An 18139-nucleotide genomic window follows, 5' to 3' on the forward strand; every position below is an offset into this window, starting at 1 on the left:
TGTCTATAACCGACGCCGACGCCATTCAGCCCTCGATATGATGGCCCCGGTCGACTTCGAAGACCGACTCACTCAGACGGCAAAAGCCGCCTGACCCTGTGTCCACTAAACGGGGTCAAGCCCAGATCCGCGTGGCGAGGTCCCGAACGGCCCACATCGTTGTCGCCCATTGATTTGGTGCAGCCCCGATGCGTCGTCGCAACGAGGGACCGTGGGTCAGGCACTGGCGATGCTGTCGGTGGCGTCACCGTTGAGCGCGGTCGCGAGGCGGTTGTAGAGAACTTCGGCGTACTGGCTGGCGTAACCTTCGATCACGTCCAGGTGTTCGTTGAGTTTCTGGATAGTTTCGGGCTCGATGTCGAAGGCATACAGGTTCAAATGCTTGCGGACAAGTTCGGCGTTCTCGGGATCCAAGGTCGACATCATGTGGTTGACACCGTGGTATCTCGCGTGATTGATTTCGAACTCGCTGGCCGGCTGCGGGTTTGCTGGCGGTTTGAAGGCCGGTAGGTCGATCACAGTTAACTGACCCTTCGTGAAGACGCCGTCGGTCTGCTCATCGCGACGCGACTCGTCGATAATCTTGACGGTCTGTCCCGGCATCCGATGCTTCACAATCAATGTCAGATGTTTGTCCGGCTCTCCAGGAATAGCTTTCGTGTCGAGGTCCACCTCGAATTTCTTAACCGTGTCGTCGAACGTTCGCGCCCACCGGATGCGCCCGGAAGTTAGCCGGACATAGCCGGGTTCGGTGCTGCGATAGACGTAGACGTATTGGCTGCGCTCGGTGAGCGCCCAAAAGCTGGCGTGCGGAGCTTCGGCGTTCGCCCACACCGTGGAGTCTTCGTTGAGGAATCCGCGGCGGGACAATTCGGCGAAGTCAATGAAGCATTGAGACAAGACGCCGGCTTCTGCACCTGCCGGACTGGCGTAGATATATGCCTTCACAGTCGTGAGAGTACGACGTGGATAACCATCACTTTGGCGGCGACGCGACGCGGCGCGCCTTTTGTGCGACCGACTGCCTACGGCGTGCGGGCCGGGTCGGAGGCCAGCCTGCGGATCGGGGTGGGTCATGCCTGGCCGGCTCAGGGATCGTATCGGGCATGGACCGGGGAGGGGCCACGGGCAGCAAGTCGGTGGATGCGGCGTGATGGCAGGGTCGGATCGGATCTAGCAAGGCGCAGGTCGACGGCGTTGAAGAGCACACCGCGCGCGGTGCCCGCGGGGCGTGTCACCGCGGCGCTGCGGGGTCGACGCCGGGCGCCATACGGGGAGCCCGGGCCGGGTATTGGCGCCGGGCGGGCAATGTTGTGGGGGCTGGCCTCCGATTGACACGACGTCGTTGTAATACGCGCCCTGGGTGGTGTTGCCGTGTCAATCCCGGCCGTCGCCGCGGATGTGTCCCAGCCTTGCTGAGGTGCTCGCTACGTCGTGTGCCCAAAATTTTGGGGGCGGGGGCCGGGCGGCCACGGCCCGCGGCACGCGGCCGCATCGGGGCGCCGCCAGCGCTTGACGCCGATGGCTTTGCTGGCCCCCTTCGCCGGCGCTCGGGTGTCGCGGCGGGCCGCGCTCCGTGGGCGATCGCAGGCAACGCGTCGCCCGTCTGCCGCGCGGCGGCGGTTCGGGAAAGTTCTGCGGGTCGGCAAGTTTCGCCGCCAGAGTTGACGTCCGGTGCGTGTTAGTTTCGCGGTGGAACTGAATCCAATGTTGTCTGCAGCGTTAGCTGGAGGTGACACAGGGGGAAGAACGGACATGGGGGGATTCATGTTTGGAGTATTTGATCCTGCGTCGCTGTGGGCGGCTCATCCTGAAGCGGTGCAAGTGTTGGCTGATATCACCAGCGGCGGTGATGGGACTTCCAACGGCGCCATCGCCTCATTGGTCAACCGGGTGCTGCTCAGTCTGGGCGTGCTGCTCGTGGCTGTGTTCGGTTGGCGCATTCTGTCGGTGTACTCAGAGAAGACCGGCGCCCAAACCGGTCCTGGCGGCGGTGGCGGCGGCGGCAAGGACAAGAAGCTGGTCGACGAACTGAAGCATTTCGCTATCGCCGTCGGCTTGCTCGTCGGGGCGTACGCCATTAGCGACATTGTGATCGACGTCGTCGTCGGCTGGCTTAACCGCGGCTGATCCCGCGGGTCAAAACCAAACATCAGGGGGAGGGGCCGTGAGGTCGTTTCGCGTCTTCAACAACATCGACCGGGTCGACGTTGAATGGATGATCCTGGGCTTGCGGTGGCGGCTACCGGCGATGGTGGCGCTGATCAGCACTATCTTCGCGGGCCTGATCGTCTACATGGTGAGCAACGCGTGGGTCGCCGTTCCGGTGGGGCTGATCCTGGCGTTCGGTGTCCTGCACATCGTGCGATGGATCAACGGTATGGATCCCCAAGGGGTCCTGCATGAATTCACCCAGCTCGGGTTGATCTTGCGGACCACGCGACGACCCGTCATCAACAACACGGGAAGGCGCTAAGCGATGGCCGGCTGCTTCCCGAGAATCACTCGCCGCGTTGGAAATCTGATCTTCAACCAAGACGGCACGGTATGGGCCAACTACCTGCTTCGAGGCATCAACACCGACCCCTACCAAGCCGGCAAAATCGAAGCTTGCCAAGACCACAACGCCATGCTGTTCAACGCGTTGTCGCGGCTGCCCGCAGCAGATTTCCTGCTGCTCGGTGTGAAAGCGCAGACCCCACCCGATGTCATCATGGCTCGCTGCGCCGAGGGAATACCAGGCATCGAAGAGCCAGGCCGCTACCCCGGCCTCGAGGCCCAATTCAACTCGCTGTATCAACGCATCCTGGCCGGGGAGCATGCGGAGTACCAGCGGATCTTCTGGCTGTCGATCGGATTTCCCGTCCACCAGTCCTGGCGTGACAAAATACTGTCCTCGGTCGCGGTGATCGACCCGCACAGTCGCGTCGATCACCGCATCATCCGCGATCTGGAAAAGCGGTACTTCGAGGCCCTGCCGCGGCAGTTCCGGCCAATCCGTACCACCGAGGCTCACGTGCGATGGGTGTTCGACCGGGCCCGTCAGCGCGGAATCACCGTGCCGCTGCTGCCCGACCCCGATGTCACCCGGGGCGTTGTCGACGACAGCCCACGATCTTTTCCCGACATCCACATCAACAAGAACGCCGACACTGACGCGCTGCTGGAAAACCTCGCCGCACGCATCGCCGATGGGGATCCATCGGCCATGCCGCGCGTCAAGGACGAAAGTTGGCATCGGCTGCTGCGCAACAATTTCCACACCACCCGATGGGGGAAGATGCTCTCGGTGGCCAACGTGGAGACACGCAACGCCGACTTCCCCGACGGGTACACGAGTTACCAAGTGCAGATGGGGATTTCGCAGTATCCCTCGGTGGAGACCTTCGACATCAACACATTCACCTATCTGGTCGATCAGGAGATCGGCTGCGACGCCGACTTCGCGCTGCGATTCCACTTCGATCAAGAAGTTCTGACCAAACGTGGAATGCGCAAAGCGATGCGCGAACTCAACGCTGAAGCCCAGGCCAACACCCGCGATGAATTCGACGACGAAGACTACGGCGACCGCCGCGGCGAGATGCGCAACTTTCGGCGCACCGCCCGTCGCGAACGGGACCCGCGAGGAATGAAGGTCGCCGCGCTGTTCTCATTCGCCCACCAGAACCGGGCATACCTCGAGCAGCGCATCGCCGAGCTCAGCGAGCATTTCACCAAACATGATTTCACCCCCTACATTCCGGTCGGCGCTCAATTCGACTTGTGGCAGGCGATGATGCCCGGATCGTCATGCCCGCCGGTTGTCGAGGACATCAAGCAGACCACGACGACCAACCTGTTCAGCGCCTACATGCCCGTGCGCCGCACGGTGCTCGGAGACGCCGTCGGCGTCCCGATCGCCAAGAACAAAGAGAATGCGCTCGGCCAAATCGTGCACTGGGACATCTTCAACGCTTCGGACAAGGGCAACGCGTCGGTGACGATCACCGGGGCCAAGAACAAAGGCAAGTCCTATCTGATCAAGGACATGATCGGATTCCTGATCGACGCGCTCTGCTATGTGCACATCATCGATCAATCCGACCACGGCGAGTACACCGTGTTCGCGCAATCCCTGACCAGCACGCAGATCATCGATGTGTTCGGCGGGATCGACGCCCACGGGCAGCGAGCGTCCCTGGATGTGCTCAAGTGCTGCCCACCCGACATTGCGGCCTGGCTGTTTTTGGATCTGTGGCTGCCGCTGCTGGAATTGCGTTCAGACTCTGAGGAAGCCGCCCTGCTGTCCACCGTCGTCGAGCCCGGCTACCGCAGGCGGTTCGGGATCGACTCCACCCGCGCACTGATGAGCCACCTCGAGCACGCCATCGGTGACGAGGTGTCGCGCAAGCTGGTGATCAAGCTGAACTTCTGGTCCCGCCAGCCCTACACCCATGCGTTTATTGACCCGATGATCGACGGGACCGTGGTTACACACCCGCCGTTCGATGCCCAGGCCCATGCTGTGGTGTTTCGCACCCACAAGCTCAATGTTCACCGCGGCGCAGCGACCCCGACTGAGGCGCAACGCTTTGCGGCGATGGCTTACACGGCGATCGCGCGGCTGACCACGCTGCGGTTCTCGACGATCAAGGAGCCGTGCGTGCTGGCCGGTGACGAAATGCACTTCCAGAAAGGCTCGGACGTGCTACTGGAGCTGGTGGAGCGGCCCGACCGAGTTGGCCGGCGCGCCAACAACTTCTTCATCGCCGGCGCTCAACTGGCGCAAGATTTCGACGAGCACTACGCCCTGGTGAAGAAGAAAGTACTGCTGGGCCAGGAGACCCGGGCGAACGCCGCCGCGGCCCTGGCCTATGCAGACTTGCCGCCGACCGAACGGCTGGTGCACACCATGGTGTCGGAGACCTCGCCGCTTGACCCAGACAACAACAACATGCCGATAGAAAACCGCGCCGGGGAAGGGTGGTACAACGACGGCGCGAACATCGGCCGGATCCAGACGATGCCGCACCTGCTGGCCGCGCGGCGACGCTACGCCGACACGACCGCATCGCGGATGATCCGAGAAACCGAGCTGGCGGCCCACCCGGCCCGCCCGGATGCGAATGCGGCGGTGACGCAGTGACATTCGCGCAGTGGCGGTTCGGATTCCCCGATGCGCCAGCGGGCACAGCCACGTCGGCCGGCCCGGTCAGCGACATGTTCATCGGATGGCTCAACCTCGCCGACTCCGACGGCGGCAAACTGGCCAACTACCGACTTAGCTTGCACCCCTCGGCATTTAGTTGGAGCTCAGGCTTTTTCGCCACGTGGATCGAACTGTTCTACGAGCTTTTTCTTATCGTGGGCGCGCATGCCGTCGCGTTGCAGGAAGTGATCCTCAACCCCAACGCGTGGTTGGAGCCGCTGTCCAACCTGTATGGGGGGATCACCGGAAAGGTCTACGGTGCGATTCCGCCTGTCGCGCTGGCCACCGGGGCGTTCGGGATTCTGGCGTTCATCGTCTATGTGCGCCGCGGCTCGGCCGGCTCGGCCACCCAGGTCAGCAAAGAGCAATGGTCGCGGCTGTCCTCCGGTGTGCTGTTACTCGGCCTGGTAGCCATCTTGGCTGCCAACCCATTTCGGGTTATTCGACAAGCGCTTGACTGGCTGCTAGGGCTTGCCTCGTTTTTTACCCGCAGCGGCGAGGGCGGTGTGGGCGCGCGCGTGCATTCGGCCAACGTCGACATCATCCGGTCATTGACCTTCATGATGAACTACCGCGGCGAGCTGTCGGCCGAGTGTGCGCGCGTGTGGTCGACGATGATCAACACCGGTGCCGCTAACCCGGGCTGTCTGACCGCCGAACAGCTGGCAGGCCGCTCACCGAACGCGGTGTCGGTCTTCGCTGCTGTGCTGGCGGTTGTGTTCGCGCTGGCGATGCTGTATTTCGTCGGCGTCGTCGCGGTGTATCTGTTCAACCAGGTTGGGCTGACCATCGTATATCTGACCGGGCTGGTTTACATCGCGGTTGGCGCGATGCTTAAGCGGCGGCCCTATGATCCGCTGTCGCGGACACTTGCCAGAGCGGGCGTGCACGGCTTGCTGGCATTAGGTTACTGGTTCGTTGCCGCGCTGATCCCGGGGCTGCTGATCCTGGTGGCGTCGTGGGCGCAAGCCCTTCCGACGTGGATCCCCATCGCGCTGATGGCGGTCGTGTACTGCCTTGTCGCTCAAGGCATCCGGCGGGCCTCGAAGAACCATGAGACGCTCTACAAGCTTTTCCGGGACCGCATCGAGCGATCCAACCGCTGGAAGGTGTTCTACTCCGAGTCCGGCCCGACGGTGGCCGGCGCTGCGCTGCAGGGAACATGGGAGCAGCCCAAGGCATGGGTGATGGGGCAATACCACAAGACCCGAGACGCGGTGACCGATCACTGGAACCGATATCTGCAGTCCGGCCGTGATGATGAAGGGACCCCGATGACGCCGCCAGCCATTCTTGCGGACAACCCCGAATTCGCCGCGGCCCTAACCCGAGCCGACACCTATGTGGCCCCGCCCGGCGAACGGGCAGCGACCGTCCACGGCAACGACGTCACCGCACCGGCAGCGCTGGGACGGGTGATCGGCGAAGTCAACGACGCCGCAGGTGGACCAAACAAGGTGGTCGTCGTCGAACCCGGTGGCCGGGTAGCAGTGGGTCGACCCGCGGAACTGTCCGACCTGACGCTGCCGATCAGCACCGACCTCACCGGTGCGCTGCCGCCGGTATTTTTTCGGGCCGGCATCCCGCAGCTGGCCCCTCCGCTGTCGCCGCTGCCCCCGGCCCAGCCGGCTCCCGACGCGCCAACACCAGCCGCCGGCGCCGACGGTGTTCCCCCAGCGTTAGCGGCCTTCGCCGACACCATGAACGCGCACTGGCGACGCATCGATGCGATGACCCATCGGTTCCATGACGAGGCTGCAGCGCTGAACCAGCGGCGCAACGGCGATGCGGGGCCCGACCACATCGAAGTGGGCGCCGCAGTGTTCCGCGGTAGCGCGCCCGGCGACCACACGGTGCAGGTGACGGCCCCCAGCCCGGTTGACCAAGTACGGGCAGTGCCAGCGCTGCGCAGCATCCTCGATTCGGCCGCTCGGGCGCAACGGTTGACCTATAACCGCAACCTGCTGCGCGCCCGGGGAGTCACAGCGCCGCTGACCATTGCCGATGAGGACGAGTCGGCGCAGCAGTTGGTGTTCGCGGCTGACCGGTTGGGGCGCATACGCCCCCAACCTCGATTTGGGCGAGGTTTCGGCGATGCGATCTAAGGCAGACGACCCAAACATCTGTAAACTTCACCGTAAGAATCGTTCACTCATGCCGGAAGATGCCCACCATGAAATTTGATTCCTCGCAGACCGACCCGACAGAGGTGGAAAACCTGCGCGACAAGTTCGTCGCCGGCCGCGCCGCCGCCCACGACGCGCCGCCGGCGCCCGGCGAACCAGGCGACCCCGAAGAGACGGTGGTGATCACGCCCCGGGCCCGCGCCTCCGACGAATCCAGCCCCGACGACAAACCCGACGATGCCTCTTCCGGCGAATCCGCTGATGCTGCAGACGAATCCGGCGACACCGCGCAAGCGCACACTGCCGCCAGCGACGCCGACGAGGCCCCGGGAGCACACGCCGCACCCGACATCGCTGATAGCGCTGGCGCCGAACAGGACGACGCCGTCAGCGACCCCACGGCCGCAGACGCGCCCGACGCCGCCGCGGGCAGTGGGTTATCCAACGGCGTAATTCCGGCGCCCCCCGACGGTGCGCACGCCGCGGTTGATCGTCAGGGCAGCGGCGCTGAGAACGACGAGCCTGTCCGGAAGTTCGGAGAGGACACCGGCCCGCTGCCGGTGGGCAATCTGTGGCATGGATCAATGCCGCCGCCCCGGGATGTCCCCGTGGCCGCCCCGCCCCCCTCAGCCGCGCCCCCCGATCGCGATCCGCCCCTGCTCGGCGGGGCAAAGTCCTCGGGCCTGCTCGGCGATCAACTGAAGGCCGTCGACGACACCTCAACACCCGGGCCGACTTCACCCCGTGAGTTCGCCTCGGACTTCGCCCCGCCGGCGCCCGACCCGAGCCGCGCGCCGCGGCCGGACTACGGCCCCCCACCGCGACCCGCCGGCGCGCCGTCTGCCGCATTCGAGGCGCAGCAACCCCAGTTTGGCCCGCCCGAGTCGACGACGTCTACCCCGCCGCTCTGGCAGCAGCCGCCGGGCGCCGGCCGTGCCTACGCCCCGGGCGGCGAGCACCGTCCCACCGGCCAGCCGCCGCGCGGCCGTCCGCCCCAAGTGTTGCCGGCCGACGCGGGGCGTCCCGGGGCAGCGGCCGCGGATCCGCGGAGCTTTGCGGTGCCGCCGCGGCGGCACAGCCCGCCCGATACGCCGTACCCGCCTGTCGGCGCACCCCACGACGTGGCGCCGGAATACGGTTACGCGGCCCGACCCGAGCAACGGCCGGGTGTGCAGCCAGCGGTGGCGCCGCCACGACGGCCGTATCAACCGCCAGCTGAGTCGCAGGCACGCTTCGATGAGGAACGTTCCTTGCACACCACCGAGCGCGAATTCGCGGTGAAGGGCGGCCGCCGCGAGGGACCCCAGCAAGGGTGGCGATCGGTCATCTCCCGGATGGGGATCCCGCTGGGCAAAGGTGCCGCTGAGATCGCGTATGACCACGACATCGCAATGATCAACAAGCGGCTGCGATACCGCAAAACCATCGGTGTCGTGGCCTTCAAAGGTGGGGTCGGCAAGACGTCGATCACGATCTGCTTGGGTTCGACGCTTGCCACCCATCGCCAAGACGGCGGAGTGGTGGCCGTCGACACGGTGGCTCGTGGAACCCTGGCCATGCGGGTCAAGGAAGATCACCGCGATGTCAGCGGCGACGTCAGATCGTTGGCCTATGATCCCGAAGCCGACGAAGCGAACATCGACGCTGTGCATGCGCACTTGTTGAGCAACCGGGATCGGCTGTCGGTTCTGGGATCACGTCGCGACCTCATTGCCGAGCCGCTGGCGCCCAACGAGTACCTCACCGCGCTTGAGCGGCTGCGCCGCCACCACAAGCTCGTCCTCGTTGACACCGAGCCTTCGACGGCCACCCCGGCTTTCGAAACGATCATGGAAAGCCTCGATGCCTTGATCCTGGTGGTGACGCCGACGCGTGACGGCGCCGTACCGGCGAGCGAGGTGTTGCCGTGGCTACGTGCGCGCGGGCTCACCGAGTTGGCCAGTCGCACCATCGTGTTGCTCAACCATCAATCCCCGGCCAAACCGCACATGGACGAAGAGTCGATCACGCACGGCTTCCACAAGAACGAGAAGGTCGAGGTACTCGAGATCCCCTACGACGCGCACTTGGCCGAAGCCAGCCCGATTTCGCTCGAGCTGCTCGACAAGAACACTCGCCGACAGTTCGTGCGCGCCGCCGCGATCTTGCTCGACAAACTGCCGGCCAACTGAACACCGTTGCAGCCAACAGCGATCACAGCAGAAAACCACACACGAGGGGGAAGACCGAACAGCCATGACACAGGTAACCGACCGCGCGGCGATCACCGAGTCTTTGTTGGGGCGGCTGTCTGAACTGGACCATCTCAAAGAGTCTTACCAGGACAAGAAAGCCGCAGTGGCACAAGCGCAAGCGGCCGAAGACGCCGCGGCCGAAGCCTACGGCACCAAGATCGCCGAGCTCCTCGAAACCGGGTGGGCGACACCGGCGGCGCTGGCCAGTCAAGGCCACGAGGCACCGAAGAAGCGCAATGGTGCGCGTCGCCGGCCAAGCGCCGGCGAGACGAGCCAGGATCATTCCGCCGCCGAGCATCAGTGAACCGCCGGCCGGCCTGAAGATTTGAGTGAGGACTGAAATGGTGGCGACATCGCAGCAGGTTTTCTGCCGCGCACAGGTCTGGATTCCCGGCCATCGGGTGGACGTGCCGTTGCACAGCCACCTCACGGTCGCTGACGCGATAGCCGAGCTGATCCCGTATCTGATCGAGCACTTGGACGCCGAGAACAAGGACACCACTTGGCTTCGGGACCCCGACGCGTACTGGCACCTGTGCACGTTCGGTAACCAGCCGCTGGATGAGGACAAGACACTTGCCGAGGAGAAAATCCTCGACGGCGCCCGGCTGTTTTTGACCAAGACCGATCCGGGCGAAAAGTACGTGCCGCTGATCGACAACGTCGCTGAGTCGATCACCTACTACCTGAAGCGACACTTCCCGTCCTGGGATTCACCGTTTTCCAAGCGGATTTCTCTGCACATGCTGCTGGCGGTGGTGGCTATGGTGTGCGCCACCGCGGTGGTGTGGACCAGCGCGCACCAGCCCGGGTGGCCGGTGCGGGCGGCCCTTGCTGGGGGGATGGGGTTGGTCGCGCTGGTGAGCTCGGCGATCGCGGTGGTGTTGGTACGCACCGACCGCAAAGAGCGGTTTTCGGTGGTGCCGGTACCGCTGATGATGATCACCTATCTGTTGGCCGCAACGGCTGCATTGGTGATCACGCCGCGTCCGCTGGGGATCTACCAACTGGTCGCGGCAGCCTCGACGCTGCTGGCCTTGGCGGTGTGTCAATCGGTGCTGACCGGTAAGCATCTGCGGCTGCACTACGCCGTGATCGCCGGATCTGTGCTGGTGATCCTTATCGGCCTGCTCAACTTTGTCTACCGCAGCCCGACAGTGGTTATCGGTGTCCAGACGATCGCGCTGTGCTTGGTCATGGTGCTGATCGCATCACGGCTGGCGCTGTCGGTCGCAGGGATCTCGCTGCCCTACGTGCCTGCCACCGGCGAACCCTTCATGCGCGGCAAAGGTGCTGGCAACCTCGACGCGGGATCATTGCCGCGCGACGGAACCTCAAGCCGCGCACTGGAATCGATTCACAACCAGGAACAGCAAATTCTGACCGCAGGCGCTTGCCGAATGGGTTTGCTCATCGGAGCGCTGGTGGTGCTGGTGTCGGCCAGTGTGGTCGTCGGGCGCTGCCTCAACACCCATGAATGGCTGATCTGGTCCTTCATGCTGGTCATCTCTGTGTGCCTGGTCTACCGCGGGAAAAGCCTCGATGACGCGCGAGAGCAAGCCATCGTGGTGATCGCGGCCGCGGCCACCCTTGGGGCGTTCGGTGCGGGATTGCTGACCGTGCCGCAGGTCTCGAGCGACAACACCCTACGCGGGGCGCTCGCGTTGGGGATCTTGGTGGCGGCCATGGTTATTGCCACGATCCTGGCGATCCAGGAGCGCGGCATTGTCAGCCCCATCGTGGCCAAGGTCCTCGAACTGATCGACCGGGCGCTCTACATTTCAGTGTTCGCCCTTGTCTTTCAGGTGATGGACCTGTACTCCAAGGCGCGGGCCCACTGATGCACCCGATCGGTCGGGTCGCCGCTTTGGCGATCGTCACGTTGACGGTGGCAGCCCTGGGATATGCCCCGCCTGCGGCGGCCATCGCGCCACCCACCATCGACCTCGCCGCCGATATCGCCCCACCCGACGCAGATCCCGCCCCCGCATTGCCGATGAAACAAAACACGGTGTGCGCCACCTCAGCAGTTCTGGCCGATTCCCAGTTCAACACCATCCCCGCCAGCGACGTGTTCGGAGTCGGCGAGCTGCACAACTTCGCCCGCGGCGACGGTCAAGTGGTTGCCGTCATCGACTCCGGCGTCCAACCAGTGACACGGCTTGCCCGACTGCGCGGCGGCGGCGACTACCTGGTCTCAGGCGACGGCCTGTCAGACTGCGACCACCACGGCACCCTGATCGCGGGGATCATCGCGGCCGCCCCCTCGCCCAAGGACGGATTCGTCGGTGTCGCACCCGGCGCGGAGATCGTCTCCATCCGCCAGACCAGCGCGGCCTTCACTGAGGAACACCTGCCGCCGGGCTACGGTGAAGCCGACCGATCCGCAGCCAACCTGATGGCGCTGGCCAAGGCCATCGTGCACGCCGCCAACCTCGGCGCGACGGTGATCAACCTGTCAATCACCGCCTGCTACGACGCTGGAAGCCCTGTAGACCTGCGCCCACTGGCCGGTGCGCTGTACTACGCGGCTGTGGTTCACGACGCCGTCATCGTCGCGGCCGCCGGCAACACCGGCGACCAACAGCACCAAACCTGCCAACCGAACCCCGGCTACGACCCAGCCAATCCCGGCGACCCACGAAACTGGGACGGTGTCCGCTCGGTGTCGTTGCCGAGTTACTTTTCGGACCTGGTGTTGTCAGTGGCAGGAACAACGCTCACCGGCGACCCCTATGTCAACTCGATGCCCGGGCCCTGGGTGGGCGCGGCTGCACCGTCGATGAACATCGTGTCCCTAGACCCCACTGAACCTCAACCAGGTGCGCTGACCAATGCCGCGTTGGTGAAAGGTGCTCCCATTCCACTCAATGGCACCTCGTTCGCCGCAGCCTACGTGTCGGGGCTGGCGGCGCTGATCCGCGAGAAATACAAAGATCTATCCGCCCATCAGGTGATCAACCGAATTCTGGCCACCTCGCACACACCCGCCCAAGGACTCACCAACACCCTGGGCGCGGGCATCATCGACGCCAAAGCTGCTCTGACTGCTGATGTGCCGCGCGGGGACATCGTGGCTCCCGGCGTACCAAGCGTGGCGGCGCCGGCCCCCAAACCCCCACCCGCTAAAGACAACACCGCCCGCAACGTGTCGCTGATCGCGCTCGGCGCCACGGTTGCAGTGTTGGCCGTGGTCGCCCTGACAGTGTTCGCTACTCGCAGATCGGACTCTTGATGAATCGAGATCGTCTCTGGGGCTTGCAGTTCCGATCCACTAATCTGTGGTTCCTGGCGGTGGTCACGATGATCGCCGTGCTAGCCGCGGCGCTGGTGAACCGGCCCGGGTACCAGGTCATCGAGATCGCCGCGGCGGCGGCTGCCGTCGCGGCGTCGCTCGCAGTGGTGACGCTGCGGTCACGAACCCTGCTCGGATGGCTGTGGAAACGACTCACGTTTCAGCGCAGTCCACGCGATGAGATCGCGCTATTCGCCGCCGAGACAACCGGGCACACCTGGGATGGGCGCCGCGCCAGCGTGTACATCGAATTGCTGCCCCAGCCCTACGAAACCACCATCATCGGCGCCGAACAGGAGACCACGATCCGGCGGATTCCCGTCGACGCCATCCGGGAGGAACTAACCCAGTTCGACATCCACTGCGACCACGTGACATTGCTGACGCTGGGCTACAAATACGATGAGCCATCCCAGCTTGCGACGGTCTGTCATGCCGCGGTCGGCCCGGTCGGGGCGCTGCTGTACGGCAGGACAGTGCTGGAAGTCAGCATCGCGCTGGACCGATCACTCGACAGCGTCTACGCGCGCCAGGGCAACGACGGTGTCGCGGTCGGGCTGAGCCGAACCGTCACCATTGCCGCCGAACGGATCCGGCGCAGGCTAAGCCAATTGGGTTGGAATGCACGGCTTCTCAGCGAAGACGACCTCGCGGCGCTGCAGAGCCAGTTCAGCGGGGTCCTCATCGAACAGCTCGACCATGAGCACTGGGGGTCGTGCGGGGCTAAAGCGATGCGGGCCTCAATGTTCACACCCATCCGCTCGGCGTGGACGCCGGCCAGCTACCGGGAATGGTTGAAACTCAACACCCATCGCACCCTGCAGATCCTGCGCTTTACCCGCAACCGCGACGGCAGTGATCACGCCGAAATGTACGTGGGATATCTCGACACCGACAAGTCGGCGCTTAGTACCGTGCGTGCGATCGGGCTGCGCCGCCAATACGGGCAGCAGGGCGACATTCTCACCGCAGCGATTCCTGCCATGCGCACGATACCCACCAGCGCGGTGCCGGGTAAGACGTTAAGCCAGGCAGAGGAATTCCCTATGCCGTTGTACGCAGCAGGTGTCGGCACGTTCATCGGATTGACCAGGACCCGCGCACAGGTGTTCGTGAACTTCACAGTGGGCAGCGAGCCGTTCTACGTGGTAGCGCCCGCGGCGCTGTGCCAGCAATTGCTCCTGCGGCTGGCGACCAGCGGACGCAGTATCGACATCAGCTTGCCCGGCGAGGAATGGCAGGTGTTCGCCCGCCGGATCGGCGCCACCCACGACCGGCGCCCGGATGCCGACATCGTGGTGACAGCGCAAGAAGGAGTGACCAAACAGTCCCATCCCAACCAGGTTCGGTTGGTGTGGACGACATCCGAGCCCCGGCGCATCGACTACGGCATCGTCGCGGGCCCTGATGAGTGCGTGCTGACAACCCCGACAGGGCAGACGCGCTATCGCTGGTCAGTCTCCAACGCCGAGCAGAATGTGTTCACCCTGCGGCCCCGCGCGCCGCGGCATGCCGCAACCGCCTCGTAAAACCGCGCGGTCCGCGACATATCGATGGCCTGGTGTCTTGGGAGCTTATCGGTAGAAGTGCAACCGATTCGGCCGCAGCTGCTGGCCGGGTCGTGTGAGACATGTTGTCCACGATGAATCTGAGACCGCATCTCGGCCCGCGTCACGGGGCACGCTCATTCCCTCGAAACGCCAGCGCCGCAGGTGTTCTCAAGCCGACCCGACATGTGCGGACAACATCCGGCCGTCATCCAAAACAGCCGCGTTACGCTGGACTCATGAGCATCGCCGACGTTCGGAGCGGCTTAGCGTGGGCGACATGCGCGATTGCGGGTGTACTCGCCGGATACGGCGTCTACCTCGCCGCGTTCCTTGTCTCGGCGCCGTTCCTGCTGTTCGCCGCCTTCGGTGCGGCACCGTTCATAGCAGTCGCGGTGGTTGCGCTTACTTTCCTGTGGACCCGCAGGCGCTCGTGCCGGGCGCCGATATGGATGCAGCAACGACGCTCGGCGTTCTGGATTGGAGCTGCAGCGGTGGTGATGGCCTGCGCCGTCTACACCGTCGCCGAGATGCCACAGACGATCCCATTCGCATACACCTTTGTGGGCTAAGCCGCTGAACACACGTGCGCGTGGCATCGTGATTCGAACGGAACTTGAGCGCGTCGCCTCCGAACGGTATTCGCGGTGAGTCCTGCGGGCCGTCCTGAAATCGGTGAGGACGGGTCTACCTTCGTTGTGCCGGGCAACACCGCCGGCGTCTATTCCTGGGCTTACCAGCTCGGCGGCGCGCCGTCGGCGCCGGAGTCGGGTTTGGGGACCCGGTCACTGTTGGGGCTGTCGCTGTGCGTGGTGCCGTCGGTGGCGTAGACCGGGCCCGCCGGCGCCGACGGCCACATCGACGGGTCACGGATCCCGGTGAACGGCAACACCGTTGGGGTCACGCTCCGGCGTGGGAGCAGGCCGCGTGATGGTGCTGCGGCCCTCCGCGGCGCTGCGACGCGTGAGGCGGTCGAACGGTATTGTTTCGCATCGGTGACCGGGGCTTCGTTGGCCGCCGCCACGTCGATGAAAGGTGGCACGAATGTCTGCGCTCCAGAGTTTCTTGTCCGCGCTCGGCAAGGCCGCCACGGTGCTGTGCTGTGTGGCGCTCGCGATGACGGCGTGCTCTCGAACCGCCCCACCGTCGGCGAGCCACAGCCCGCCTGCAACCCCGGGGAGCAGCAGCCCGCCCGCGGCGCCTGTGCCAGGACTGGACGCGGACTCGTTGCTGGTCAGCGTCGAGGACGCGCGGCGCATCGCCAACGACTACGGCTTGCAGCAGGCCGCCCAGGGAGTGTCGCAGCGGCCCAAGCACTTCGATTCGGATGCCCCACCTCCCTGCCAGGCGGCCAACGATCAAGAAGCCACCTTCGGCGCTGGCTGGCAGCAATTTCGCTCCACGGCCTACACCGCTGACATGCCCGGACCGAGCGTCGTGGTCGGCGGCAGGCAATACCCGGGAGCCACCAAGATGCTGGACGTCATCCAGAACATCAGTATTTACCCGCAATCGGCGGCCGCACGCGCCGCACTCGAACGCCTCGTTCCGACGCTGAAAGCCTGTTCGGAACTGCACGTCCGGTACTACGACTACACGGTGACTATGCCCGATCCCTCCACGGTGGTGCTCACGTACCCGGATTCGGAAACATCATCGATGTATCGGGTGAAATCGGCAGTGTTCATGCAGGTCTCGGTGCTGGGCTTTCGGAATTCAGAGGAGATAACGCAGACCATGATCCAGACGATCACCGGCCGAATCACACGGTGAGCTTTTTTGCACCAAGGGCAAGGTTCCCCGCAGCGGACCCACGTTAGTGAGAACAATTTCGAGGGCTACATGCCGCGCCGAAAACCTGGCCGTGGAATCATCGGTGTAAGCCCGCCATTTATCGAGGGTTAGCCGATCTGGGTTGGTTTCCGGGCGTAAGCCGGTGGTTAGGTTTAGGGCGGTCGGTGTTGTCTGTTGATCTGGATACCACTGCGGCTCAGGACAACTCGTGGGCATGCTCGTGGCCGGCGCAGCTGGTTGCCAAACTAGTGATGAGGTCGTGGGTCTGCTGGTCGGTAGCCGTCAGTGTGCCTTGCCGTAACAATCGGTATGAGGCAGCTTGCGCGAGAAGCAGATACGGCGAGTAGTTGGCGCCGGGATCCATCGTTGCGACTACATCCAACGGGGTGGCCTGTGCGGACATGGCCGCCCGGGTGGAGGCGTAGGCGTCGTCGAATGCCTTGTAGTCAGCGACCCGGGTGTCGTGGGGGTGGGCCAGGCGGAACAGGATCCACGCGGTGGCGGCGTCGACGTCGCCACCGACAGGTATCTGTTTGATGACGTCCATGGCGGCCGGTGTGGGTTTCCCGTCAGGCCCGAGCGCGTCGGGGGCTGCTGCTGTCGCGGCGGGCGTGTTCGTGTCGCCCGGTGCAGCCGTAGGCGTGGGTGTCGCTTCGGGAATCGGTGCGCAGATATTGGGCGGCCGACTGTCTTGCTCGGCGTCGGATTCGTCGAAAACACCGAACAGCGCCGCGGCGGCGGTATTGGCGATGATGATCGGTGTTTGCGTCAGCGCGGAAAACGCCGCTGTGGCCGCAACCAGGAAGCCAACTAGGACAATCCAGCGCCGGCGTCGGGGCGCTGCACCGGCCGCCGGGCGAAACAACGAGGCGGCCAGCGGAGCAGCGGCCGACATTTTGGCCCGCACGCCGCGGACCAACCCGGAAATACCCATACCAAAAGGCTAAACTCAAGTTTAGCAATGTTGGTGTTTCGGCGCGAGCTCGGGGGGAGGCTCTTCTTGTGGCTGAGGGGGATTGGCGACGCGACCGGTTCGACCAGCGGCATCTGATCGAACTGCATCGCCGCGGTCTACTGGACCGCTTACCCATGGAATTAGGGCCGATGCCGATCGCCGACCTCGGCCCGCAACTGTGGCAGGACCTGATCCGCTGGCGCATCGTCGACGGCGCTACCGAAACCCTCAATCCCGAGGCCGAAAAGTTGTTCACGGGCCTGGTCAACTACGAGTGGGCGGTGTGGGGCATCGTGCTTCTGTACAACGAGCGCCGGCCGATCACCGCAGACTTGCCCAGGGAGCTTTTCCAATACGGCGTGCAGTACGCGGTGCGCGACATTCCCCGGGCCACGTTTTTGGTCTCGGTGTTGGAGCATCGGGTCACTACTGCCGTGCTGGCCAACGGCGACATCGACATCAGCAGTGACCCTGTAGAAGGGCCGCGCGACAGCGACGTTGAGCGCCAAGTCGCAAAGATTCTGCTCACTGTCCTTGATCCGGGACAGCGTTGGGCGCCCTATCCGATGCCGCGTGTGTCGATTCCCGCCCCGCACAGCGGTCCTCGGAAATTGAGCGCTCCGCGCACTGCTGACCCCAAGGAACGTAAGAAGGTGGTGTCCTCGACCACTGCGCAGTTGCGGTCGGCGGGAGTCTCAGCGCAATCGCGAGCGGTCATCGCCGAATTGCTTCGCCAGGACAACGTCGCTGCGGCGCAGATCACCGTCACCTGCGCTACACCCACTGGCCGGCGCACTGCACATGAAAACGCCGCTGGGGTGCTGTTTTTCGGCGGCACCAAGACCGGGATTGTGGTCAGCTATCCGGTGCGCGCCGTGGACCAGCGGCCCTGGGTGACCTATGAACCCGGTTCGGTCGAAAGCCTGGCCCGGGCTGTGGCGGCGTTACGCGAGGGCCTCGACGCCGCCGATGCCGCCGCGATCACGGTGCGATGAGC

At 64.5% G+C, this 18139-nt stretch carries 15 protein-coding genes; 12 read left to right on the forward strand and 3 right to left on the reverse strand.

The window, feature by feature from the left end:
• Nucleotides 1-216: 216 nt before the first annotated feature.
• A complete protein-coding gene (locus H7I87_RS09740) occupies nt 217-948 on the reverse strand; it encodes a hypothetical protein (RefSeq protein WP_083071813.1) in 732 nt (243 codons plus the stop codon).
• 807 nt (nt 949-1755) lie between these two features.
• On the opposite strand from H7I87_RS09740, the gene H7I87_RS09745 reads away from it, so the two are divergent.
• From H7I87_RS09745 to H7I87_RS09790, 10 genes are all read left to right on the forward strand, one after another.
• Complete coding sequence (locus tag H7I87_RS09745) at nt 1756-2130, forward strand: hypothetical protein (RefSeq protein ID WP_139800249.1); 375 nt, start codon at nt 1756-1758, stop codon at nt 2128-2130.
• A 37-nt stretch (nt 2131-2167) separates the two neighbouring features.
• Nucleotides 2168-2476 (forward strand): hypothetical protein, encoded by a 309-nt coding sequence (locus tag H7I87_RS09750; protein ID WP_083071815.1) that lies wholly within the window; start codon nt 2168-2170, stop codon nt 2474-2476.
• 3 nt (nt 2477-2479) lie between these two features.
• The gene (locus tag H7I87_RS09755; protein WP_083071816.1) at nt 2480-5128 is read left to right on the forward strand and encodes a putative type IV secretion/conjugal transfer ATPase; all 2649 of its coding nucleotides are present in this window, start codon (nt 2480-2482) and stop codon (nt 5126-5128) included.
• Nucleotides 5125-7296 (forward strand): hypothetical protein, encoded by a 2172-nt coding sequence (locus H7I87_RS09760; protein WP_083071817.1) that lies wholly within the window; start codon nt 5125-5127, stop codon nt 7294-7296. The genes H7I87_RS09755 and H7I87_RS09760 overlap by 4 nt, the downstream gene beginning before the upstream one ends.
• A gap of 68 nt (nt 7297-7364) precedes the next feature.
• Nucleotides 7365-9488 carry a MinD/ParA family ATP-binding protein gene (locus H7I87_RS09765; RefSeq protein WP_264002653.1) on the forward strand — a complete coding sequence of 708 codons (2124 nt, stop codon included), beginning with the start codon at nt 7365-7367 and terminating at the stop codon, nt 9486-9488.
• Nucleotides 9489-9552: 64 nt separating this feature from the next.
• A complete protein-coding gene (locus H7I87_RS09770; RefSeq protein ID WP_083071715.1) occupies nt 9553-9855 on the forward strand; it encodes a hypothetical protein in 303 nt (100 codons plus the stop codon).
• A 40-nt stretch (nt 9856-9895) separates the two neighbouring features.
• Nucleotides 9896-11392: a type VII secretion integral membrane protein EccD gene (gene eccD, locus H7I87_RS09775; RefSeq protein ID WP_083071729.1), complete on the forward strand. Its 1497-nt coding sequence runs from the start codon at nt 9896-9898 to the stop codon at nt 11390-11392.
• Nucleotides 11392-12786, forward strand: a complete 1395-nt coding sequence (gene mycP, locus H7I87_RS09780; RefSeq protein WP_139800197.1) for a type VII secretion-associated serine protease mycosin — start codon at nt 11392-11394, stop codon at nt 12784-12786. Before eccD ends, mycP begins: the two co-directional genes overlap by 1 nt.
• 68 nt (nt 12787-12854) lie before the next feature.
• Nucleotides 12855-14375 (forward strand): type VII secretion protein EccE, encoded by a 1521-nt coding sequence (eccE, locus tag H7I87_RS09785; RefSeq protein WP_167380309.1) that lies wholly within the window; start codon nt 12855-12857, stop codon nt 14373-14375.
• Between the two features lie 257 nt (nt 14376-14632).
• Nucleotides 14633-14965: a hypothetical protein gene (locus H7I87_RS09790; protein WP_083071718.1), complete on the forward strand. Its 333-nt coding sequence runs from the start codon at nt 14633-14635 to the stop codon at nt 14963-14965.
• A 161-nt stretch (nt 14966-15126) separates the two neighbouring features.
• On the opposite strand, the gene H7I87_RS09795 is transcribed toward H7I87_RS09790, so the two are convergent.
• On the reverse strand, nt 15127-15297 hold the full coding sequence (locus tag H7I87_RS09795; RefSeq protein ID WP_158084972.1) for a hypothetical protein: 171 nt from the start codon (nt 15295-15297) through the stop codon (nt 15127-15129).
• A gap of 323 nt (nt 15298-15620) precedes the next feature.
• Here H7I87_RS09795 and H7I87_RS09800 point away from each other — a divergent pair, with 323 nt between their 5' ends.
• The gene (locus H7I87_RS09800; RefSeq protein WP_158084971.1) at nt 15621-16166 is read left to right on the forward strand and encodes a sensor domain-containing protein; all 546 of its coding nucleotides are present in this window, start codon (nt 15621-15623) and stop codon (nt 16164-16166) included.
• Between the two features lie 217 nt (nt 16167-16383).
• Here the strand turns inward: H7I87_RS09800 and H7I87_RS09805 are convergent, their stop codons facing one another.
• Nucleotides 16384-17106, reverse strand: coding sequence for a hypothetical protein (locus H7I87_RS09805; RefSeq protein ID WP_139800198.1), 723 nt, complete (start codon nt 17104-17106; stop codon nt 16384-16386).
• A gap of 83 nt (nt 17107-17189) precedes the next feature.
• On the opposite strand from H7I87_RS09805, the gene H7I87_RS09810 reads away from it, so the two are divergent.
• On the forward strand, nt 17190-18137 hold the full coding sequence (locus H7I87_RS09810) for an ESX secretion-associated protein EspG (RefSeq protein WP_244179164.1): 948 nt from the start codon (nt 17190-17192) through the stop codon (nt 18135-18137).
• Nucleotides 18138-18139: the final 2 nt, after the last annotated feature.

This window comes from Mycobacterium timonense (assembly GCF_025821985.1).
Lineage (GTDB): Bacteria > Actinomycetota > Actinomycetes > Mycobacteriales > Mycobacteriaceae > Mycobacterium > Mycobacterium avium.